Origin of the sequence: Mesorhizobium sp. M0340, from assembly GCF_040321535.1 — a bacterium.
Classification (GTDB): Bacteria; Pseudomonadota; Alphaproteobacteria; order Rhizobiales; family Rhizobiaceae; genus Mesorhizobium.
Window position 1 is genome coordinate 27,902 of record NZ_JAMYRR010000009.1, and the last position, 22,690, is coordinate 50,591.

General features: G+C 64.5%; 14 protein-coding genes. 8 read left to right on the plus strand and 6 right to left on the minus strand.

Translation table 11 applies throughout. From position 1 onward, the window contains the following. Positions 1-160 precede the first annotated feature (160 nt). From NKI79_RS15135 to NKI79_RS15165, 7 genes are read left to right on the plus strand one after another with little or no spacing between them, the layout of a single operon-like run. Positions 161-787 (plus strand): DUF4129 domain-containing protein, encoded by a 627-nt coding sequence (locus tag NKI79_RS15135; RefSeq protein ID WP_352802407.1) that lies wholly within the window; start codon positions 161-163, stop codon positions 785-787. Next, positions 784-1,983 carry a DUF4350 domain-containing protein gene (locus tag NKI79_RS15140; protein WP_352802409.1) on the plus strand — a complete coding sequence of 400 codons (1,200 nt, stop codon included), beginning with the start codon at positions 784-786 and terminating at the stop codon, positions 1,981-1,983. The genes NKI79_RS15135 and NKI79_RS15140 overlap by 4 nt, the downstream gene beginning before the upstream one ends. After that, entirely contained in the window at positions 1,970-2,926 is a 957-nt protein-coding gene (locus NKI79_RS15145; protein ID WP_352802410.1) for an AAA family ATPase, read from the plus strand. Before NKI79_RS15140 ends, NKI79_RS15145 begins: the two co-directional genes overlap by 14 nt. Continuing rightward, entirely contained in the window at positions 2,923-4,230 is a 1,308-nt protein-coding gene (locus tag NKI79_RS15150; RefSeq protein ID WP_352802411.1) for a DUF58 domain-containing protein, read from the plus strand. The genes NKI79_RS15145 and NKI79_RS15150 overlap by 4 nt, the downstream gene beginning before the upstream one ends. Then, positions 4,227-5,258, plus strand: a complete 1,032-nt coding sequence (locus tag NKI79_RS15155; RefSeq protein WP_352802412.1) for a stage II sporulation protein M — start codon at positions 4,227-4,229, stop codon at positions 5,256-5,258. Before NKI79_RS15150 ends, NKI79_RS15155 begins: the two co-directional genes overlap by 4 nt. Further along, positions 5,245-6,111, plus strand: a complete 867-nt coding sequence (locus NKI79_RS15160; RefSeq protein ID WP_352480601.1) for an RDD family protein — start codon at positions 5,245-5,247, stop codon at positions 6,109-6,111. Before NKI79_RS15155 ends, NKI79_RS15160 begins: the two co-directional genes overlap by 14 nt. A gap of 17 nt (positions 6,112-6,128) precedes the next feature. Further along, positions 6,129-6,479 (plus strand): hypothetical protein, encoded by a 351-nt coding sequence (locus tag NKI79_RS15165; protein WP_352802414.1) that lies wholly within the window; start codon positions 6,129-6,131, stop codon positions 6,477-6,479. A gap of 40 nt (positions 6,480-6,519) precedes the next feature. Here NKI79_RS15165 and NKI79_RS15170 read toward each other — a convergent pair whose 3' ends face one another. Then, positions 6,520-7,206 carry a D-lyxose/D-mannose family sugar isomerase gene (locus NKI79_RS15170; RefSeq protein WP_352802416.1) on the minus strand — a complete coding sequence of 229 codons (687 nt, stop codon included), beginning with the start codon at positions 7,204-7,206 and terminating at the stop codon, positions 6,520-6,522. A 141-nt stretch (positions 7,207-7,347) separates the two neighbouring features. On the opposite strand from NKI79_RS15170, the gene NKI79_RS15175 reads away from it, so the two are divergent. Next, positions 7,348-8,406, plus strand: coding sequence for a D-TA family PLP-dependent enzyme (locus tag NKI79_RS15175; RefSeq protein WP_352802418.1), 1,059 nt, complete (start codon positions 7,348-7,350; stop codon positions 8,404-8,406). A gap of 13 nt (positions 8,407-8,419) precedes the next feature. Here NKI79_RS15175 and NKI79_RS15180 read toward each other — a convergent pair whose 3' ends face one another. From NKI79_RS15180 to hutU, 5 genes are all read right to left on the minus strand, one after another. Beyond that, positions 8,420-9,175 (minus strand): heme ABC transporter permease, encoded by a 756-nt coding sequence (locus NKI79_RS15180; protein ID WP_352802420.1) that lies wholly within the window; start codon positions 9,173-9,175, stop codon positions 8,420-8,422. A 255-nt stretch (positions 9,176-9,430) separates the two neighbouring features. Further along, positions 9,431-11,200, minus strand: a complete 1,770-nt coding sequence (locus tag NKI79_RS15185; protein WP_254817502.1) for a glucan ABC transporter ATP-binding protein/ permease — start codon at positions 11,198-11,200, stop codon at positions 9,431-9,433. Positions 11,201-11,564: 364 nt separating this feature from the next. After that, entirely contained in the window at positions 11,565-20,135 is an 8,571-nt protein-coding gene (locus NKI79_RS15190; RefSeq protein WP_352802422.1) for a glycoside hydrolase family 94 protein, read from the minus strand. Between the two features lie 267 nt (positions 20,136-20,402). Then, complete coding sequence (locus NKI79_RS15195; protein WP_352802424.1) at positions 20,403-20,990, minus strand: HutD/Ves family protein; 588 nt, start codon at positions 20,988-20,990, stop codon at positions 20,403-20,405. A gap of 8 nt (positions 20,991-20,998) precedes the next feature. Then, a complete protein-coding gene (hutU, locus tag NKI79_RS15200; protein WP_352802425.1) occupies positions 20,999-22,669 on the minus strand; it encodes a urocanate hydratase in 1,671 nt (556 codons plus the stop codon). Positions 22,670-22,690: the final 21 nt, after the last annotated feature.

A 22,690-nucleotide genomic window follows, 5' to 3' on the forward strand; every position in this document is an offset into this window, starting at 1 on the left:
TGAAGCCATGATTTCCCCCCGTGTTTCACCGTAACAGTATCACGGCGCCCCTAACAGTAATTCTGCCAAGATTAACCGTCGCCGTCCAGCCCACTTGCAATTGTTCCGCTGCATTGTCAGTGTCGGCTCGGAACCACAGGTTGCAGGGGAGCGGGTGGCGGTGGCACAGCCAGGCACAGCGGAAGCCGAACGGCTGACCAATCTGCACAAGCAGTTGATCGCCGATGAGTCGATCCAGTTCGACCTGCCGGCCTATATGCCGCCAAAGCCGCCCGAGTGGCTGAAGCCGCTGCAGGATTTTTTGTCGTGGCTCGGCCCCTACATGATCTATCTGTTCTGGGGGGCGGTGATATCGGGCGTCGCAATCATCCTGCTTTTGGTCTTCGTCGAGGTGAAAGGCATCGCCTGGCGGCTGCCGTGGCAGCGCGCGCGGCCCGAAGTCGAAGACGAAGAAGCTTGGCGCCCAGACGCCGGCGCCGCGCAGATCCTGTTGTCGCAAGCGGATGCGTTGGCCGCACGCGGCGACTATGACGAGGCGGTTCACCTTTTGCTTCGGCGCAGCGTCGCCGACATTGCCGGCCGGCTGCCGGACTTCCTGCGCCCGTCGCTCACCGCGCGCGACATCGCCAATGCCCCTTCCCTGCCGGGAAGGGCACGCCATGCGTTCACCGAGATCGCCCGCATCGTCGAGGCGGCGCTCTTCGCGCGCCGGCCGGTTGGCGCGGAGGGCTGGCGGCAAGCACGCGGCGCCTATGAACGTTTCGCCTTCCGGGAAGCCTGGACGTGAGCGCACCAGCGGTCGAGGCGCAGGAGCCGTTCAATCGAAAGACACTGTTTTGGGGGATTTTCGCCAGCCTGCTTGCGGCGGCCGGTTTCTTCCTGCTGTCCACCTATGCTCCCGATTTCCGGCAACCCGGCAATGGCGGCGCCACGCCGCTGTCGAAGAGCGGCGTCGGCTACGCCGGTCTGGTGGAATGGCTGCGGCTCACCGGCGAGGCGCCGGCCATGGCGCGGACGGAGGACGATCTCGGCACCGACACACTGCTGATCGTCACCATCTCGCCCGACAGCGACCAGGAGGCGCTTGACCGCATTCTTGAGCTTCGCCAGGACCAGAACACGCTCTTCGTGTTGCCCAAATGGCAGATCCTGCCGCTGCAGGGGCATGAAGGCTGGAACATGAAATTCGGGCGATTGCCCGGTTCGGTGGTGAGCGAATGGCTTGGCCGCATCGCCGATGCGAAGATCGGTGCCGGCCAGAGCACGGCAAAGCAACTCGACATCGAAGGCAACATGGTTGCCGCACCCGAAGAATTGCAGTGGGTGGCCGACAAGTACCCTCTCATCGCAGCCGGCAATGACAAGGCTGTGCTTACCGAACTGGACGACAAGCCGTTCTATATCCTGACCGACCCCGACCTGATCAACAACGCCGCCCTCAAGGACCCCGAGAAGGCAGCAGCCGCGCTCGGGCTGATTGCCTTGCTCCAGCCCGACGACGGCCCCGTGATGTTCGATCTGACGCTGCACGGCGCGGGGCGGAAGTATGATCTGGCCAAGCTTCTGGTCGAGCCGCCGTTCCTGGCGCTGACACTGACGATCCTGATCGCGGCAGCCCTGGCGTTCCTGCATGGCCTTGGCCGGTTCGGCCCGCCGAGTATCGACCAGCGCGCGATCGCCTTCGGCAAGCGTGCGCTGGTCGATACGACGGCGATGCTCATGCGGCGTGCCGGCCGGCTGGATGAGCTGGGAGGCCGCTATGCGGCCTTGATGCGGGTGCGCGCCGGCGCGCTGCTCGGGGCACCGCACGGACTGCAAGGCAAAGCGCTCGACCGCTGGCTCGACTCTCGCGATAAGGAGCAAGCTGGCGCCTTCACGACGCGTTCGCAAGCCGCCGGCGAGGCCAAGAACCTGGCGCAGATGCAACAGGCAGCAGGACGGCTGCACGACTGGACGGCAAGGAGGCTCGGTGAACGTCGATGATGTGAAGGCCCTGGCGACACGGATCAGGGAAGAAGTTGCCAAGGCGATTACCGGGCAGCACGATACAGTCGACCTGATGCTGACCGCCTTGTTTGCGGGCGGGCATATCCTGCTCGAAGGTCCTCCGGGCACGGCCAAGACCATGACGGCGCGCTGCTTCGCCCAGGCGCTTGGGATCGCCTACGGGCGGATCCAGTTCACGCCGGACCTGATGCCGGGCGATATCGTCGGGTCGAACATCTACAACTTCCAGACCGGGCAGTTCACGCTGACGCGCGGCCCGATCTTCTGCGATCTCCTGCTTGCCGACGAAATCAACCGCACGCCGCCCAAGACGCAGGCCGCACTGCTCGAGGCGATGCAGGAACATGCGGTCACCTTCGACGGCACCACGCATTCGCTCGGCCGCAACTTCATGGTCGTCGCGACCCAGAATCCAATCGAGCACCAGGGTGTCTATCCGCTGCCGGAGGCGCAGCTCGACCGCTTCCTGTTCAAGCACCGCGTCAGCTATCCCGGCCCCGAAGAAGAACGGGCCATCATCGTCCATCACGGCGGCGGCTCCGCCTCGCACGAGATCGCGCAATACGGCATCAAGGCGCAGACAGACCGCGAGACGCTGCAGGAGGCCCTTGAAGTCGTCGGCTCCGTCACCCTTGTCGACGATGTCGTCGGCTACATAGCGGCGCTGGTTCGGGCTACGCGCGAAAATGCCGATCTGGAAGTCGGAGCCAGCCCGCGCGCCGGCGCCATGCTGGCGCGGGCGGCGCGTGCCCGGGCGGCGCTGGACGGACGCGCCTATGTGATCCCCGACGACGTCAAGGCGCTGGCGGTGCCGGCACTGCGCCATCGCGTCATCCTTTCGCCTGCCGCCCAGATCGACGGCCGCCTGGTCGAGCAGATCGTCTCCGACCTGGTCGACCGGACGGAAGCACCACGTTGATCTATCCCAGCGGCCGAGCGGTGTGGGCAGCTGCTGCCGGCGCGGTGCCGGCCTTCCTGGTCGCGCTGGCATTGCCGTCCTTCTGGTATCTGGGATTGCTGTGGAGTTGCCTGCTGCTTGCCTTCCTGGCGGTGGATGCCGCGGCGGGACGCGGACGGGCATCGCTGAATGCCAGCATCGATGCGCCGCAGCAGGTCGGTGTCGGTGGGGAATTCGGCGTGCAAATCACCGCTCGTCACTCGGGGCCGCGCGCCGCCGAGGCTCGCGTCGGCCACGATGCGCGTCTGGCGCCGGTGAGCGGCAGCGGCGGGGCCTTGCAGCCGACCGCCAGAGGCGGGTCGCTCAACCTCCGCTTCCAGGCGCTGCGGCGCGGCATCGCCAGCTTCGACCGTCTCTGGGTGCGCTGGCGCGGGCCGTTTGGGCTGGTCTGGAACCAGGTCGTGCTGCCGGTGGAAAGCAAGATTGCGGTGCTGCCCAACGTCAGCAGCGCTCGCGGCGAAGCGATCACGCTTCTGCAACATGCGGCGCTTGCCGAAGGCCATGCGCAGCGCCGCGCCGGTCAAGGCCGCGAGTTCGACGCGCTCAAGGATTACCAGCCGGGCATGGGCCGGCGGATGATCGACTGGAAGCGCAGCGCCCGCCACGGCAAGCTGTTGGCGCGCGAGTTCCGCATCGAGGAGAACAACAACATCGTGCTGGCCATCGATAGCGGACGCCTGATGTGCGAGCCGGTCGACGGTGTGCCTAAGGTGGACCGCGCCGTGACGGCCGCCTTGCTGTCGGCGTTCATCGCGCTGAAGGGCGGCGATATGGTCAGCCTGTTTGGCTTCGATGCAAGGCCGCGCGTTTCGAGCGGCGCGGTACGCGGCCCCGCCAACTTTGCGATGATCCAGAAACGAGCGGCGGAGATCGACTATTCCAGCGAGGAGACCAATTTCACGCTGGCGCTGACGACGCTCGCGGCGCGGCTCGACCGCCGCTCGCTCGTCATCATCTTCACCGATTTTGTCGATCCGATCAGCGCGGAATTGATGCTGCGCACCGTGGGCCGGCTCACCGAACGGCATCTCGTGCTGTTCATGCTGATGAAGGACACCGAGCTGGAGGGCCTGGCCGATATGCCGCCACGCTCTGGCGAGGACGTTGCCCGCGCGGTCGTCGCCGGAGGGCTTTTGCGCGAAAGGCAGGTCGTCATCGGCCGGCTGCGCCTGCTCGGGGCGCATGTGATTGAAGCCGACCACAATCGGCTGGGTCCCGCGCTGGTCGAGCGCTATCTGCAGTTCAAGCAGGAGGACTTGCTGTGACGGCGCCAGTCGTCGACAATGCTGCACGTGGCGACGCGGTACGCCAGTCGCTGGCCAGCTTCCGCCGCGAGCGCGAGGCCGACTGGAAGGGATTCGAGGCGCTGCTGGCGCGTGTCGAGAAGCGTGCGCCGCGGACGCTTTCCGAAGAGGAGCTGCTGTCGCTGCCCCTGCTCTATCGATCGGCGTTGTCTTCCCTGTCAGTGGCGCGCGCAACCTCGCTCGACAATGCGCTGGTCGGCTATCTCGAAGCGCTGTCGCTGCGCGGTTATTTCTATCTCTACGGCGCGCGTCGCGGGCTGCGGCAGCGCCTCGCCGATTTCTTCCTGCACGACTGGCCCGAGGCCATTCGCGACCTGTGGCGCGAGACATTGGCGTCGGTCGCGCTGATGGTGATCGGCATTGGTGCAGGCGCCTGGCTGGTGGCATCCGACAAGAGCTGGTTCGACGCGATCATCCCGCCCGGACTGGCAGGAGGCCGCGGCCCCGACACGTCGGCCGAACTGCTGCGCAACATGCTTTATGATGGCGACAATGGCTTTCTCTCAGGCTTTGCCGCCTATCTGTTCACGCACAACGTCCAGGTCTCAATCCTGGCCTTCGCCCTTGGCTTCGCCTTCGCGGTGCCGACAGTGCTGCTGATGCTGTTCAACGGCTGCATGATCGGGGCGTTGTTCCAAGTCTACTGGTCCAAGGGACTTGGCATGGAGCTCGGCGGTTGGCTGGCCATCCACGGCACCACCGAATTGTTCGCGATCGCTTTGGCCGGCGCGGCCGGCATGCGCATCGGCACCAGCATCGCCTTTCCCGGCGAATTGACACGCATGGCGGCAGCGGCTCGTGCCGGACGCATTGCCGCGAACGCCATGGTCGGGGTCTCGGTCATGCTGCTGTTTGCCGGGCTGCTCGAGGGCATTGGCAGGCAGACCATCACCAGCGACGTCACGCGCTACGCCATTGGCGGTGGCATGCTGGCGCTGTGGCTCGGCTATTTCTACCTGTTCCGGGCGGTGCGGCATGGCGCTCGGTAGGCGCGCCGTCTTCGCGGCCGTACGGCCGCTGATCACGCCCGAAGGCGTCGATCTCCGGATAAGGCTGGCCGACGCCGGCACGCGGGCCTCCGCCTTCCTTCTCGACGTCGTGTTCATCGCCGTGGCTGCAATCGTGATCACGATCGTCGCGCTGTTCGGGGTGGGAGGCCTTGGCAGCGAGGGATTTCAGCCGCTCTTCGTCGTCTGGATCATCCTGATCTTCTTTCTGCGCAACGCCTACTTCATCGCCTTCGAAGCAGGCCGGCGCGCGTCTACGCCCGGCAAGCGGATCGTCGGCATCCGGGTCGCGTCGCGCAGTGGCGACGGCCTGTCGATCGACCAGGTCATTGCCCGCAACCTGATGCGCGAGATCGAGGTGTTCCTGCCGCTGTCGATCATCGCCGGACGCAGCGGGACCGACCTTGCAGACGCACTGACGACAATCTTCGGACTAGTGTGGACGCTGCTGTTTGCCTTGTTCCCGCTGTTCAATCGAGACCGCATGCGGATTGGCGACCTGTTGGCAGGGACCTGGGTGGTCGAGGCGCCGAAGCGCGCCTTGCTTGAAGACCTGTCGGCACGACAGGATCCGGCGGCCGGCGCGTTCCGGTTCAGCCACACCCAGCTCGATGCCTACGGGATTGCCGAACTCCACAAGCTGGAGGAGGTGCTGCGCCGCGACGACTATTTCGCCCTGCGGACGGTGGCCGAAACGATCGGACGCAAGATCGGCGCGGCACCACAAGCCCATGACGCACGCGCATTCCTGACGGCGTATTATGGGGAGTTGCGGGCGCATCTCGAACGCAAGCTCCTGCTGGGCAACCGCAGGGCCGACAAGCATCAGCGTTAGACCGGAGGAGGGACGAGATGCAGGTCAAAATTAGCGCGATTGAGGAATCCAGGATAGATCGCGCAATTCAGGCGGCGGTCTCTGGGTCCTGGGAAGAATTCAGCAGCCTCACCGACACTCCCTTTCCAAACGACGAATCGATGCGAGAGCAATTCGACGATTCCTCCCCCAGACTTCAGCAAGTGGGCGGAAATTGGAAACGAGAAACGGGCGTTGAGATCCTGGATGACGGAGTGCGTTTAATAATAGTGAGAATAGAAGCGCCGCCCACGGTGGATATCGTTTGTTCACTGCATAGCACGAGCGAATTCAGTGACAGCACAATCGGTTTTCGGACATTTTTGCAGCAGCTGAATTGGGACTCCTAGCTATCGGTTTCGGCATTTCCGACCAGCGCCACCTCCTGCCCTAGCCCACCCACTTCTCGTAATCGGACACCAAGAGGTGCAGCGGTGCTGTGTCCTCGTCGATGTCCGCGAAGCGGCCGATCGGCTCGTGAAAAACGTTGTCGGTGAGATCGTCATTGACGGTAGAGACCTCGCCGATCAGCACGTCCTTGCCCTCGGCCCAGAAGGCGTGCCAGACGCCCGGCAGCAGCGTCACGCTCTGGCCTGGGTCGAGCTTCAGCAGCCCACCCGCGGGCAGCCTGTGCATGGTTCCGTCGACAGGCACCGATACTTCGGCCTTCTGATCGATGCCGCCATCGCGATCATGCATGAACAGCTCCAGCACCAGCTTGCCGCCGCCACGGTTGATGATGTCCTCGGCCTTGATGTTGTGGCGGTGCATCGGCGACAGCTGATCCTTGCGCGAGATCATGATCTTTTCGGCATAGAGCATGCCCATGCCCTTCTTCATGTCCTCGTAGCGGCCGTTGCGAACGGTGAACAGGAACAGGCCGAGCTCGTCGAACTTGCCCTGGCCGTAATCGGTGATGTCCCAGCCGAGCCGCGACGAGAAGATGGCCGCCGAATCCTGCCGGTGCGCCTTCAGCTCTTCCGGGGTCCAGTAGGCGAAGGGCGGCATGATGTAGCCGAACGAACGGATGAAGGCGTCGGCGTCGCGGATGATGTCGTTGATGGCGGAGCGTTTCATGATCATGATCCCTTCTTCAGGCGGCGCCTACAGCGCATAACCGAACACCGATCCGGTGTCGACGTAAACCGCATTCTGGCCTCATGACATCGGCGACGATCAGGGCCATAAGTCCTGACAAATTCCCAAAGGTGACATTCCATGCGCAGCATAGACGACCTCGATACGCCGGCGATCCTGATCGACGCCCGCCGCGCAGAAGCCAACATCGCGCGGGCGCAGGCCCATGCCGACCGGCACGGCCTGAAGCTCCGGCCGCACATCAAGACCCATAAGCTGCCCTACTGGGCGAAAAAGCAGGTCGCGGCCGGGGCCATCGGCATCACCTGCCAGAAGATCGGCGAGGCCGAAATCATGGCCGATGCCGGACTGACCGACATCTTTCTGCCCTACAATATCCTCGGGCGGGCCAAGCTGGAACGCCTCAAGGCGCTGCACGGCCGCGTAACGCTGTCGGTGACAACGGACAGCATGGACACGCTGATGGGGCTTGCCGCCACCTTTACCGATCCCGGCCACCGCCTGCCGGTGCTGGTCGAATGCGACACCGGCATGGGCCGCTGCGGTGTGCAGTCGGCCGGCGAGGCAGTCGCGCTGGCGAGCGAGATCGACAAGGTCCGGGGGCTCGTCTTCGGCGGCCTGATGACCTACCCGGGGGCGGGCCGCGCCGCCGAAACCGAGGCGTGGCTCGCCGATGCGCAGCAAGCACTTGCCGCAGCCGGCCTTGCTTGCGAGCGCATCTCCAGCGGCGGCACACCCGATATGTGGCGTTCCGGCGAGCATAGCGTCGTTACCGAATACCGGCCCGGCACCTACATCTATCTCGACCGCTACCAGGTCGCCAAAGGCGTCGGCAGCCTCGACGATTGTGCGCTGACCGTACTGTCGACGGTGGTCAGCCGTCCAACGCCGACACGCGCCATCCTCGACGCCGGCAGCAAGGCGCTCTCCAGCGACACGCTGGGGCTCGCCGATTTCGGCGAGCTGCTGGGCATTTCAGGCGCAAGAGTGACCAGCCTCAGCGAAGAGCACGGCAACGTCACGCTTTCGGGCGGCGCCGAGCTTCGCATCGGCGAGCGCGTGCGCGTCGTACCCGACCATTGCTGCGTCGTCACCAATCTGTTCGACGAGGTGCATCTGATCGAAGGCGACAAGGTGATCGAGACGCTGCCGGTGGCAGCACGCGGGCGTATGGCGTGATCCTATCGGTTGGCTACCGTTCAGCCTGCCTCGCGGCAACCCGGCGCATCGAAATGACCCGGCGGCGCCGGATCTCGGTGCGCATCGCCATCAGATGCAGGGCGAAGAACAATACTGTGAAGCCGAGCGCCATCACCAGCAACGGCCACAACAAACTGGGGTCGATGGTCGGGCCGCCGAGCCGGAACACCGACGCCGGCTGATGCAGCGTGTTCCACCAATCGACCGAGAATTTGATGATCGGGATGTTGATGAAGCCTACCAGGGTTATGATGGCCGCTGCCCAGGCGGCGCGCCCGGCATCGTCTAGCGCGCGGGTCAGCGCGATGATGCCGAGATACATCAGGAACAGGATGAAGACGGAGGTCAGCCGCGCGTCCCACACCCACCAGGTGCCCCACATCGGCTTGCCCCAGATCGAACCGGTGATCAGCGCAAGGGCGGTGAAGACGGCGCCGATGGGTGCCGCCGATTTCAGCGCCACGTCGGCCAGCGGGTGGCGCCAGACCAGCGTGCCCAGTGCCGAGACCGCCATCAGCGTGTAGCACATCATGGCAAGCCAGGCGAAAGGCACGTGGATATACATGATGCGAACGGTGATGCCCTGCTGGAAGTCCTCAGGCGCCGTGAAGCTCATATAGAGACCGACAGCGAGGACGACGGCGGCGACGCTCGCTAGCCACGGCACGATCTTGTGGGCAAGCCCGACGAACCGCGTCGGGTTGGCAATATCCATCCAGCCGGAGGGGCGTGAAGTCGTGTCGCTCATGCGGCCTTACATAGACCGCCGGCGGAGTTGCGGCAACCACAGCGGCGGTACGTCCTCTCTTCTCTCCTTGCAAGAAGGCGGATCGGCGCGTAGCGTCGAGCCGGACGAGGGGTGCTGGACGGAGTGAGCGCCAATGATCGCCGTGCGCCGAAGTCTGGATTTTGGATGAAGATTTGAGCCAAGTCGGAGCACCCTCATCCGACCTCGCTTCGCGAGGCCACCTTCTCCCGCAAGGGGAGAAGGCAAGCGCGCTGCTCAGGCGGCTTCGTTCACCGGGCGGCTGAGGCGGCGAACCTCCTCGTCGTTGAGCAGGCCGCCGGCGCGCAGCAGGCTGGCGAAGCGACCGTTGCGCAGCGACAGTTCGGTGAACCCGCCCATCTCGACCACCCGGCCCTTGTCCATGAACACGACCAGATCGGCATCGCGAACGGTGGTCAGGCGGTGGGCGATGATGAAGGTGGTGCGGCCGCGCCGCAACTCGTCGATGGCGTCCTTGACACGGTCTTCCGTCTCGACGTCGAGCGCGCTGGTCGCCTCGTCGAGAACCAGGATGGGCGCGTCCTTCAGCACGGCGCGGGCGATCGCGATGCGCTGGCGCTCGCCACCGGACAGCTGTCCGCCGCGTTCGCCGACGACCGTGTCGTAGCCCTCGCTCTTCGACAGGATGAAATCCTGCGCGGCGGCGGCATTGGCCGCGGCATGGACCTCGTCATAGGTCGCCTCCGCACGGCCGACGCGGATGTTGTCCTCGATCGAGCGGTTGAGCAAGCCGGCATCCTGGAACACGGTGGCGATCGAATGGCGCAGCGACTTGCGGGTCACCGTGCGGGTGTCGATGCCGTCGATCAGGATACGGCCGCTGGACGGGGTAAAGACGCGCTGCAGAAGGTTGATGAGCGTCGTCTTGCCGGCGCCCGTGGGGCCGACGATGGCGACCGTCTGGCCGGCCTGGACCTCGAACGACGCGTCGTCGACGCCCTGCCCCGAGTTGCCGAACTCGAAGCAGACATTCTCGAAACGCACGTGCCCCGTGACGTTGACGAGCTCGCGCAGCCCATCGGGCTCGGCGGCGTCGGATGCAGAGTCCTCGAGATGATAGAATTCCTCGAGCTTGGCGCGCGCCTCGGAAATCTGGTTGGCGAACGCCGACATCTGGTCGAGCCGGGCAATCAGCAGTGTGGCAAAGCCGGTAAAGGCGATGACGTCGCCGATGCGCAACTGGCCGTGCGTCACCAGATAGGCGCCAATCAAGAGCACCACCATCATCGAAATCGTCGACGACAGGCGGTGCAGCGCGTTGGCCATCGCCCACCAGTCGAGCACCGGATTCTGTGCGTCGAGCAGGTTCTTGACGTAGCGCTTCAGCGCCTCGGTCTCATGGCCGATGCGGTTGTAGCTCTGCAGGACGGCGACGTTGCTGACCGAGTCCGTCACATGCGCAAACACCTTGTGGTAGTGCCGCTCTACGGCCGCCTGGCCTTCCTTGGTGCGCCGCATCACCAGCCGTCCGATGCCGACATAGAGCGCGCCAAGCGCCAGCAGCACCATCGACATGCGGATATCCATGCTGAGCGCGGTGGGCACCAGCAGAACCAGCGCAACCGCGGTCGACAGATGCTGCCGCATGAATTCGAGCCAGAGGCTGAACAGGGTCTCGACCGCGCGCAGGAGCGTGTGCAGGGAATTGGAGGTGCCGCGCTGATGATGCCAGGCAAGCGGCATGGTGATCACGCGCTCGAACGACTGGCAGAGAACCTCGCTGCGCCGCTGGTGGGCAAAGCGGTCGGCGCCGCGCGCTACCAGAACGAAGGCGATGATATTGAACGCGCCGAGGCCGGCCCACATTGCGAGTGTCGCGAATACCGAGCCGCGGTCCGAAATGGCATCGATCACCCGGCCGAACATAATCGGCTCGAGAATGGCGATAATGGCAAGCGCGACATTCGCCCCGCAGATAAACGCAACGCGTTTCCTGTCGGCAGCGAGATAACCAAGGGCTCGCCAGTAGATTTGCAGAAGTGACACTTCAGCTACTCCGCCAATTATTTATGGTGCAGTGCGTCATTTTTTGACTCGTATCGGTTGACGCGTCGCAAAACAATGCTCGTCTACCTCTTCCGTTCCCATTCCGCGAACAAAAGATGACGACGCTTCGAAATTTGCCGTGATCGTCTAACAGTTTGAGATAAAAGGTGAAATGTCAGCGTTGCGGCAAAATCATGGCAGCTGGAAAGCACTGCCACATTTTTAATCAGCAAGACCCCAGGCACGACGTCTAAAGTCGTGTGCAGGCATTCAGCAAGGTCAAACGCAAATATAACCGGTAGAGGCACTTGGAGCGCCCGCGCGTGCCCTGGGCAACCCTGAGCGACGCTCCAAGTCCTTGAATCTAGGTCGGTATTCTAACGACCACCTCGGCATTGTCGCCGGCTTTTGGCTCGAAGGACGAAGATTTGGTCTTCGTGCCATTCACTTCAAGTGAGATGGCCCGGGCCTTTTTGTCGCGGACGACGCGTACCTTGATCTCGGCGCCCAGCATCTTCAGGGTTGCCGAATAGCCATCCCAATGGCTGGGGAGTCTCGGCGTGAACTGGAGGCGCTGTCCGCGGCGCTCTATGCCGAGAATGCTCTCGACCGCAGCGCGATAAAGCCAGCCCGCCGACCCGGTATACCAGGTCCAGCCGCCTCGGCCGCCCTTGTCTTGCCCGGAATAAACATCGGCCGCGACGACATAAGGTTCCACGCGGTAGCGCTCTGCCGCGGCTTCATCGAGCGCATGGTTGACCGGATTTAGCATCGAAAGGCAGCGGTAGGCATCGTCGGTGCGACCCATCTCGGCGAGCGCAATAACGAACCATGTCGCGGCGTGCGTGTATTGGCCGCCGTTTTCACGGACCCCCGGCGGATAGCTCTTGATGTAGCCCGGGTCCTTTTCCGTCTTCGAGAAGGGCGGAGTGAACAGTTTGACGATCTTGAGCTCGTCGTCGACGAGCGCTTTCATCGCCTGCCCCATTGCCGTGGTCGACCGCGCCGGGTCGCCCTCGCCCGAAAGCACGCTCCAGGACTGGGCGATCGAGTCGATCTTGCACTCGTCCGACTTGCGCGAGCCGAGCGGCGTGCCGTCGTCGAAGCTGCCGCGCCGATACCACTCGCCATCCCAGGCGGTGCTTTCCAGCGCCCGCTTCAGCACCTCGGCGTGCTTCGTCCAGGCTTGCACGCGCTTTACATCGCGCTCCGCCTTGGCGACATCGGCAAATTCGCCCAGCGTCTTCAGCAGGAACCAGCCCAGCCATACGCTCTCGCCCTTGCCGTGCTCGCCGACGCGGTTCATGCCGTCGTTCCAGTCGCCGCCGAGGATCAGCGGCAGCCCGGCCGGGCTGCTCCGCTTGACGGCAAGATCGAGCGCCCGCGCGCAGTGGTCGTAGAGCGAGGCTGTCTTCTTCGAGATTTCCGGGATAAAGAACGCATCGTGCTCGCCTTCGCCCAGCGCCTGCCCTTCGATGAAGGGCAGTTGCTCCTTCAGGATCGCGGTGTCACCGGTCACCAGCAGGTAGCGCGCGGTAGCGTGGGCCAGCCAGACCACGTCGTCAGAGATCATGGTGCGGACGCCGGCCTCGGTGCGCGGCAGCCACCAATGCTGCACGTCGCCTTCGGGAAATTGCCGCCGCGCCGCGTTGAGGATCTGATCGCGCGCCAGCTTGGGGTCATGCGCCAGCAAGGCCAGGGTGTCCTGCAACTGATCGCGGAAGCCGAAGGCACCGCTCGCCTGATAGAACGCAGAGCGGGCACGGATGCGGCAGGCCAGGCTCTGATAGGGCAGCCAGTGATTGACCATGGCGTCGAGGGCCTTATCCGGCGTCTCGACCTGGATGGTGTCCAGAAAGCCGCGCCATGTGCGCTCGTTGTCGGCCAGCCGCTGATCGAAATCCCTGGAACGATGGGTCTGCACCAGCGCGCTGGCCTCGTCGGGCGAGGCCGCGTCGCCGAGCAGCCAGAGCAGCGTGACGTCGCCACCGGCAGCGATGTCGATGTCGCGTGCGATGGCCGCGCAGGGATCGTCGCCGGCCTCTACGCGGCCCGACAGGTCGGCGCCGCTCAGCACCGCATGCGGAAACTCGCTCGTGCCTTGCCTGCCGATGAATTCGCCGCGGTCGGCGGTGACGGAATGCACCGCACCGTCGGCGGCCAGAAAGGCGATTCGCTCGCCGAAATCGAGTCCATAGGGATTTTGCGCCAGCAATGCGCCGGTTGCGGCATCCCTCGACGGAACGATGCTTGCAGCGGTGCGCGAGCGATGGCCGCCAAGAACCCATTCCGCATAGGCGTAGACGCGCAGCCGCATCGGCACCGAACCCGAATTCTGGATGCGCAGCCGCGATATCTTCACCGGATCGACGGGATCGACGACATGGGTCAGGTCCATCGACAGCGGCCCGCGTTGTGAGCGGAACGTCGAAAAACCCTGCCCGTGCCAGGTTTCGTAGGTCATTGTCGGATCACGCACCACGGCAGCCATTGGCGAGAACGCCCTGCCACTGGCATGATCGTAGATATAGATGCCCTCGCCCGGCCGGTTGGTGACCGGATCGTTCGACCATGGCGTCAACTGATAGTCGCGGCTGTTGCGGCTCCAGGTGAAGGCAGCGCCTTCAGCCGAAATGTGGAACCCGAACGATGGGTTGGAGATGACGTTGATCCACGGCTGCGGCGTCGTGCGCCGGCCGGCAAGACGCACGACGTAGTGGCGTCCGTCGCCGTCGAAGCCGCCGAAACCGTTCCATTGGTCGAGCCCGCTGCCGTCGACGCGGCCCTCGATCAGTGCCTGGGCGGCAGATGCTTGCGACGTCGGCACCGGCAAGGACGGCTCGCGAAGCGCTGCAAGGTCTGCCGGCTGGAGGGCGGCGTCCCGCGCCTGCAGTGCCGCGGCCTCGGCGCGCTCGATCTGGTCGAAGATGGTGCCGTTGCGCGTATGCAGCACCACCCGAGCGACGGCGAGCAAGGTCCTGTAGGTCGTTTCCTCCATCAGATCGCGGCGCACTGCGAAGATGTGCTGGCGGGGTCCGAGCTCCTTGCCGCGCAACCGGCTGTTTTCGCACAGCGTCTCCACCGCACGCTGCAGGTCCTGCACGTAGGATGACGCCTGCTCGTTGACGACGACAAAATCGATCATCATGCCGCGGGCGCGCATGTATTCCTGGAAGCGAAGCGCCTGGGCGACGATCTCCAGATCGGCGACATCGGCGATCCTGACCAGGAAAATCGGAAAATCGCCAGATATGCTGGTCGGCCACAGGCTGGACTGCCTGCCGAGCCCGGAGACGATGGATTCGCCGGGAAGGCGCAGGAACGGGTCGGGATAGATCAGATAGCGCGCCAGCTTCTGCACATTGGCGGCGTCCGACAGACTGAGGCCAAGGTGCCGGGTCTGCACCTGCGAGCGCGTCCAGGCGAGCATCGCCTGGCGGGCGAAGCTTTCGGGATGGTCGAGCCGGGCGATGGCGGCATCCAATTCGGCGCGATGGGTACCGACGACGGTCCAGAAGGTCAGCGAAATCTTTTTGTTGGCCGGCACGCGCACCTGCCGGCGAAGCGATGCGATCGGATCCAGGGTGAAGCCGGAATGGCCGCCAAGCTTGGCGCCGGGATCAAAGGCAGCCGCCTCGGTGATAGTGCGGCCACGGCCGATGAAGGCGCGCCTGTCGGTTTCCGCCTCGGCGTCGCGCGCCGATCCAGACGGGTCGGTGACGAAGTGCACCATGGTGACGTCGGGTTCATCCTTTTCGCGCTTGCGCCTGGTGGCGAAGATCGCGCCGTTGTTCGGCGCGATCTCGGTTTCCACGAACATCTTCGAAAAAGCCGGATGGGCATTATCGGAGGGCTCGGAGCCCAGCACCAGTTCGGCAAACGAGGTTACTTCGATATGCCGGTCGGCGGGGCCATCATTGTGGAGCGTCACCCGTCGGCCCTCACCATTGCCTTCCGAGATGACGATGCACTCGACTTCCGAACGCAGCGATCCAACCGATTTGACGAAGCTCGCCTTGTCGTCAGAAAACAGCGTCTGCGCCCGCTCGCCGGCGGCGCGCTTCGGCTCGGCGGTGGCCGACCACCAGTCGCCGTTGCTGGCGTCGCGCAGGAAAATATAGGAACCAAGGCGGTCCTCGGTCGGATCCGGCTGCCAGCGCGTGACGGCAAGGTCGCCCCAGCGGCTGTAGCCGGAGCCGGTGGCGGTGACCATGACCGAGTAGCGGCCATTGGACATGACACTGGTCGAGCGCAGCGCCCTGAGCGGATCGAGCACGATGCGGGTGTCCGGGCTTTCCAGCTCGGTCTCGTCCTTCGAGCGCTCGTCGGCCTCGGTTCTTACGGTCGCAGTCGGGATGTCGCGCGGCGCCCTTTCCTGCAGCAGCAATTCGGCCGACTCGATCACCGGATCGCTGTGGAAGCGGTCGCGCAGGCGCCCTTCGAAGATCGCATCGGCAACTGCGGCAATCGACATGCCGGAGTGGTGGGCCATGTAGTTGAGCACGACGGCGTGGTCGGTGCCCTCGGGGACGCGTTGCGGCGTGAAATCCACCGCGTCGTAAAAGCCGTGCCGGCCCAGCGCGCCCAGCCGCCTCAGCCTGGCCAGGTTCTGCACGGATTCATGCGGCGTAAACTGCGCTGCCAGCACGGTCGCGTAAGGCGCGATTACCGTATTTTGGCCAAGGCCGCGCTTCAGGCCGAGCCCGGGCACGCCGAAATTGGTGTACTGATAGGTCAGTTCACGGTCGCGGGCGTTGTAGGCCGCTTCCGAAATCCCCCAGGGAACGTTCTTCGAACGGCCATACTGGATCTGGCGCTTGATGATGAGCTTGCTGGTCTGGTTGAGAATGCTGCCTTGCGGCTCCTTCATCACCAGGGGCGGCATCAGATATTCGAACATCGAGCCGGACCAGGACATCAGTGCGCCCTGGAAGCCGATCTCGACGATCGGCCGGCCGAGCCGGAACCAGTGCTCGGTCGGCAAATCGCCCTTGGCGATGGCGAACAGGCTGGTCAGCCGCGCCTCAGAGGCCAAAAGATCGTAGCAGCTTTCGTCGAGCTGATGCTCCTCGACCCGGTAACCGATCGACAGGAGCTTGCGTTCGGGCCGCATCAGGAACGAGAAATCCATCTCGAAGGCGAAACGGCGCGTGCGCTCGCGCAACGTCAGAAGCTTGGCCCGCAATGCCGCGACGGCGTTTTCGTCGCTGTGTGCGTCGTGCACATGCGCCTCGCAGGTGGCTTCGAGCCTGGCCGCCCAATCGGCGATGGTGTCACTCTGGGTCGACGCGGCCTCGGTGTGGATGGCTGTCGCGAGCTTGCGTATCTCGCCGGCCAGGACGGCCAGGTTGATGGTACGGATCGACGCCATCTCCGGCTGCGCCTTGATCAATTCGACCGCCCGCCGCATGCCATCGAGACGGTCGGCGAGCCGCTGGCGCAAGGGCCGCAATTGACGCCGGTCGTCGGGCAGTTCCTCAAGGCTTTCGTCGAGGATGGTGACAGTATCGAGGATGCCTTCGAAGTCGCCCTGCACATGCACCGACGGCGCTTCGGCCCATTCGGCGCAGGCTGCGGCCACAGCCACCAGATGGCCGGCGAGATTGCCGCTGTCGACTGCAGAAATGTAAAGCGGATAGAGCGGCTTCAACGTCGTGGTGTCGTACCAGTTGAAGAGATGACCGCGATCGCGCGGCATGCTCTCGATGGTCGACATGGTCGCGTCGATGCGGTTGACGGCGTCGGAGAGGCTGATCCAGCCGAAGTCGCGTGCCGAAATCACCGACAGCAGGTAGACGCCGATGTTGGTCGGCGAGGTGCGGGGCGCCACCACGGGGGCCGGGCTTTCCTGGAAATTATCCGGCGGCAGATGGTGATGCTCGGCCGTCACGAAGGTCTCGAAATAGTGCCATGTACGCCGCGCCACGGTGCGCAGCGCGTGGATGTCGGCGGCCGATATGCGCAGGCGGTCCTCGGTTTCGGCCGAACGGCTGATCCAGCAGGCGATGGCGGGCGAGCCGATCCAGAACAAGGCAAAGAAGAAGGCGACGAAGGCGCCGGTGGAATCGGCCAGCACCGGGACGGCGAGGCCGACGACGCCGATGATCACGGCGCCGTACATGATGCTGTAGTAGGAGCCGAGATCGTTGTCGCTGCCCTTGTGCGCCTGCGAGGCGGTGCGCCATTCGAGCAGGTTCTGGCGGCTGACGAACAGGCGGTAAAGCGTGCGGATGATTGCGTCGCCCATCATCCACGCAAGGTGCGCCATCAGGACGATCTTCAGAGCCACCAGGGCGGTACCGAAGGCAACGTCGCGTGCCAGTGCCGAGAAATGGCCGCGCGGCGTCTGATCGCCGCTCTTCGGCAGGATGGCGTTGACGATGTCGAAAGTGGGCGCCATGAACAGCGTGAGGATCAGCAGCGCCTGCCATTGCGCGGCCTGCGTGAAGGGCAGCAGCGTCCAGCCGGCGATCGCGGCCATCACCCAGAAGATCGGCGTCACCGAGCGGCGTAGATTGTCCACCATCTTCCAGCGCGACAGCGCCGGCACGTTTGAACGCGGGCCGAGGATGAAGCCCAGAAGCTGCCAGTCGCCGCGTGCCCAGCGATGGTGGCGCGACGCATCGACCGAATAGCGGGTCGGATAGTCCTCGACCAGTTCAACGTCGGTGACCAAGGCCGAGCGCGCCAGGGCGCCTTCGAGCAGATCATGGCTGAGGATGGTGTTTTCCTCGATGCGGCCCTTCAGCGCCGCCTCGAAGGCGTCGACATGGTAAAGACCCTTGCCGGTGAAGGAACCGTCGCCGAAGATGTCCTGGTAGAGGTCCGACACCGCAAAGACGTATGGATCGAGCCCGCGATTGGCGGAAAAGACACGCTGAAAGAACGATGCCTCGTCGCCGCTGGTCAGCGACGCGGTGATGCGCGGCTGCAGGATGGAATAACCTGCAGTAACCTCGCGCCGTGCGACATCGAAATGCGGACGGTTGAGCGGGTGGCAAAGCTTGCCGGCCAGCGCGGCGACGGCGTCACGGGTGGTGCGGGTGTCGGCGTCCAGCGTCATCACGTGGACGACGCTCTCCGGCAATGGCACTTCCAACGGCAGGAAGGTGGTGTCGCTGTCGCCGCGCAGCAGAAGGTTCAATTCGTGCAGCTTGCCGCGCTTGCGCTCCCAGCCCATCCAGACGCCTTGCGACGCGTTGTAGAGCCGGCGCCGATGCAGCAGATAAAAGCGCGGTGCGCCTTCCGACGGATAGCGGGCGTTCAGCCTGGCGATTTCGGCACGTGCGAATTCGAGGATTTCGACATCCGCCGTATCGATCTCGGTCTTCGAGTCCGGCCAGTCGGAAAGCAGCGCGAAATAGACCTCACCCGCCGTGTTGGCGAGGTGATGCACCTCGATGTTGCGGATGTTCTCCTCGACATCGTCGCGCGAGCCGATCAGCGACGGCACCACCACCAGCGTGCGCGCCTCGGGCGGCACACCGTGCCTGAAATCATAGCCGACGAGACGCGTCGGTTTCAAAAACAGCGAGACGACGGTATTGAAGAATGCGAGCGCGCCTTCGCTGGCCGGCACCGCGAACAGGGCCAGCATCAGGACGATCGACGGCACCGACAGGCCGAGATTGGCAAGCGCATTGCCGGAAACGACCAGAAGCAGGACCGTCAGCGCAAACACCGGCACGACGATGCCCAGCCATCCGGTCTTGCGGAACGTCCGGTTCAGCGTCTTGCCGATGGTCGGCCGGTAGCCGATCGACCGCTCGAGCTCCTGCCGGCGCGGGCCGACCAGAAAGAAGCCGACGTCGGTGTGAGCGATCGGACCGCTTTCGGAGCCCGGTGCATCGGCAGCATGGCCGGCGAGCTCGATCGCCCTTTCGGCAACGCGAAATTCGGAGAGATCGGAACGGCGCGCCAGCTCCTCGATCGCAGTCCGGTATTGGTCGCGCGAAAAGAAATCGAGCGCGGCGAAATCGGTGCGTTCGCGCAGCAAGGTGTCGATGCGGCTGACGCCCTCGAACCACACCGTCCAGTCGACGTCGTTGATCAGGCGCAGGCCGCGGATGATGTTGCCGGTGGTCACGTTGCCGCTGGACAGCGTGTGGTGCTCGCTGAGGATGATCTCCTCCGCGTCGGAGCCGGTCCTTTCCAGCTCGCCCTCCAGCCATTCCAGCGCCCTGCCGGCATTTTGCGAGCCGTCACGCAGCCGGTAGAGCAACTGGGTGGCGAAGGTGGTGTCCTGCGCGTGGGCGCTGTAGTGGGAAAGTATCGACTGCCGGTCGGCGCTGTCGTCCGTCGCCAGCACACGGTCGGCGACCTCGTTAGCGATCTGGCGCAGTTCCCGCGTGCGATTGACGCGGACCGCGATGCGGCGAAGGTTCTCGATCAGGACGAAGCGCAGCAGCGACGGCAGCGCCCATAATTCGCCGATCTTCAGCGGCTCGACGGACTGGAAGCCTTCGACGATCGCCTTGAACATGGCCGACGAGACGGAACTGTCGGAATGCGCGACATAGGTCCACGCGACCGCCAGTGCGCGCGGCACGCTGGATCCATCCGACAGTTTCAGCGTCGGCAACTGGCGATAGAAGCGGCGCGGCAGGTCGCGCTTGACCTGAAAAATGGTCTCCTCGACCAGGTAGTTGTTGTCGAGCAGCCACTGCGCCGCGGGCGTGATCGTTTCGCCCCTCGCCTGGGCAGCGTTGGTGGAACGGTAGACATCGAGAATCTTCCTGGCGCTGTCGCGGATGCGCGCCTGAAAATCGAAAGGCGTCAGACCGAACAAATCCTTGGCATCGCCATTGGCAAGGGCTGCGCCCAACGCTCGGAGCCGATCTTCTGGCAGGAAATGGGAGCGTATCGGCTCGTCGGTGACAGCCGGGAAGCTGGCGCTCGTCTTTTCGATCTGTGCGAGATTGGTCTGGATATTCATCTAAGGTTCCGTGTTGGGGACGCAGTGCGGCGTCACCGCCACGGCAATGTCCCTAAAACCGGTCCAAATGCAATTGGTTGCATCGCAACACTTGGCCGAAAGTTTGTTTCCGCACCACGACAAGATGCCGTCTCTCGACAACTTCCAGGCGAGCACTATGAGCATCGTTTCGGCTTCTGATCGGCGGAAGATTCAGGCTTTTTCGTGATGCAGCGACCAGCTTACGCGATATTTGGCCGGCGTCACGATCATGTTTGGAAACAGACGTTAATCGTTGCCGGCAATGCAGCCGATGCGGATCACGAAAAGCATGGCCGGCCGGACGGGGTCCAGGTGCAGTTCCGGCGCTTGCGCCCCGAGCAACAGCGCATCGAGCGGCCCCAATTGCATGGGCGCCGCGCCGGCCACGCTGAGTTCGCCGTCGACGCACAGAATAAGTGTTTCATCGGCTTCGGCCTGGATCTCCGTCGGAGCCGAAATCAGCAGGCGCTCGACCGTGTGAGTCGCCCGGGCGCGGCGGGTCATGACGTTGAGGTCGGTGATCCGACCGGCGATGAGCGTGGCTTGCGTCGGCACGTCGCCCGGAAAGGCAAGCGGTGCGGAAGCCTTGGTGATTTCGACCGGCGGCCGGCCGGCGATATCGAGGACCATGCCCTCGCCTTCCAGCAAGGCCAAGGTCCGGTCGACGCCAGCGAAGCCGGAGAACGGGCCGCTGCCCTCGACCAGCGCCATCGAGACACGCCAGTCGAAATCGTCGAGCCCGGCACCTGGCGGCGACACGACAATCTCCGTCGTCACCCCGCCGCCGTTCTTCCACGGCATCGACCGGTATTCGGCTGCCCGAAGGATGCGCAAGGCGCGGCTCAGTCCAAAATGCCGGGCAGGTTGAGCTGGTTCTCCCTGGCGCACTCGATCGCGATGTCATAGCCGGCATCGGCGTGGCGCATGACGCCGGTCGCCGGGTCGTTCCACAGAACCCGCTCCAGGCGCTTGGCCGCCTCGGGCGTGCCATCGGCGACGATGACCATGCCGGCATGCTGCGAAAAGCCCATGCCGACGCCGCCGCCATGGTGCAGCGACACCCAGGTGGCGCCGGACGCGGTGTTGAGCAGGGCGTTGAGCAGCGGCCAGTCGGAGACGGCATCCGAGCCGTCCTTCATCGCCTCCGTCTCGCGGTTCGGCGAGGCAACCGAGCCGGAATCGAGGTGATCGCGGCCGATGACCACCGGTGCCTTCAGTTCGCCCCTGGCGACCATCTCGTTGAAGGCGAGGCCGAGCCGATGGCGATCGCCGAGCCCAACCCAGCAAATGCGCGCCGGCAGGCCCTGGAAGGCGATGCGCTCGCGCGCCATGTCGAGCCAATTGTGCAGATGGGTGTTGCCGGGCGTGAGTTCGCGCACTTTGGCGTCGGTCTTGTAGATATCCGCGGGGTCGCCGGAAAGCGCTGCCCAGCGGAACGGGCCGATGCCGCGGCAAAACAGCGGACGGATATAGGCCGGCACGAAACCTGGGAAGGCAAAAGCATTGTCGAAGCCCTCCTCCTTCGCCACCTGGCGGATGTTGTTGCCGTAATCGAGCGTCGGCACGCCGGCGTTCCAGAACGCCACCATCGCCTCGACGTGCTCGCGCATCGACGCGCGGGCAGCTCTTTCGACGGCCTTCGGGTCGCTGCTGCGCTTCTCGCGCCACTCGGCCAGCGACCAGCCCTTGGGCAGATAGCCGTTGAGCGGGTCATGCGCCGAGGTCTGGTCGGTGACGATGTCGGGGCGCACGCCGCGCCGCACCAGTTCCGGCAGGATGTCGGCGGTGTTGCCGACGAGGCCGACCGATTTCGCCTCACCGGCTTTGGTCCAGCGCTCGATCTTTTCCAGAGCCTCGTCGAGCGTGTCGGCGCGTTCGTCGACGTAGCGGGTGCGCAGCCGGAAATCGATGCGGTCGGGATCGCATTCGACGGCCAGGCAGCAGGCGCCGGCCATGACCGCGGCGAGCGGCTGGGCACCGCCCATGCCGCCAAGGCCGCCGGTCAGTATCCACTTGCCCCTGAGATTGCCGCCATAGTGCTGGCGGCCGGCCTCGACGAAGGTCTCATAGGTGCCCTGCACGATGCCTTGCGTGCCGATGTAGATCCACGAGCCGGCCGTCATCTGGCCGTACATCATCAGGCCCTTTCTATCGAGCTCGTTGAATTTCTCCCATGTCGCCCAGTGCGGCACCAGGTTGGAATTGGCGATCAGCACGCGCGGGGCGTCAGGATGAGTGCGGAACACGCCGACCGGCTTGCCCGATTGCACCAACAGCGTCTCGTCGTCGCCGAGTGTCTTCAGCGAGGCAACGATGCGGTCGAAATCGTTCCAGGTGCGCGCCGCCCGGCCGATGCCGCCATAAACGACCAGTTCATTGGGGTTCTCGGCAACATCGGGATCGAGATTGTTCATCAGCATGCGCAACGGCGCTTCCGTCTGCCAGGTGCGGGCGTTGAGCTCGCTGCCGCGCGGGCTGCGCACTTCACGGATGTTGTGGCGAGGATCGGTCATGATTGTCCCTTTCGAATGAAG

What these genes read in the sequence shown, in the direction of transcription:
- NKI79_RS15175 (WP_352802418.1), top strand. Translation starts at nt 7,348, where the DNA reads ATGCGCAGCATAGACGACCTCGATACGCCGGCGATCCTGATCGACGCC.
- NKI79_RS15165 (WP_352802414.1), top strand. Translation starts at nt 6,129, where the DNA reads ATGCAGGTCAAAATTAGCGCGATTGAGGAATCCAGGATAGATCGCGCA.
- NKI79_RS15170 (WP_352802416.1), bottom strand. Translation starts at nt 7,206, where the DNA reads ATGAAACGCTCCGCCATCAACGACATCATCCGCGACGCCGACGCCTTC.
- NKI79_RS15190 (WP_352802422.1), bottom strand. Translation starts at nt 20,135, where the DNA reads ATGAATATCCAGACCAATCTCGCACAGATCGAAAAGACGAGCGCCAGC.
- hutU (WP_352802425.1), bottom strand. Translation starts at nt 22,669, where the DNA reads ATGACCGATCCTCGCCACAACATCCGTGAAGTGCGCAGCCCGCGCGGC.
- NKI79_RS15180 (WP_352802420.1), bottom strand. Translation starts at nt 9,175, where the DNA reads ATGAGCGACACGACTTCACGCCCCTCCGGCTGGATGGATATTGCCAAC.
- NKI79_RS15160 (WP_352480601.1), top strand. Translation starts at nt 5,245, where the DNA reads ATGGCGCTCGGTAGGCGCGCCGTCTTCGCGGCCGTACGGCCGCTGATC.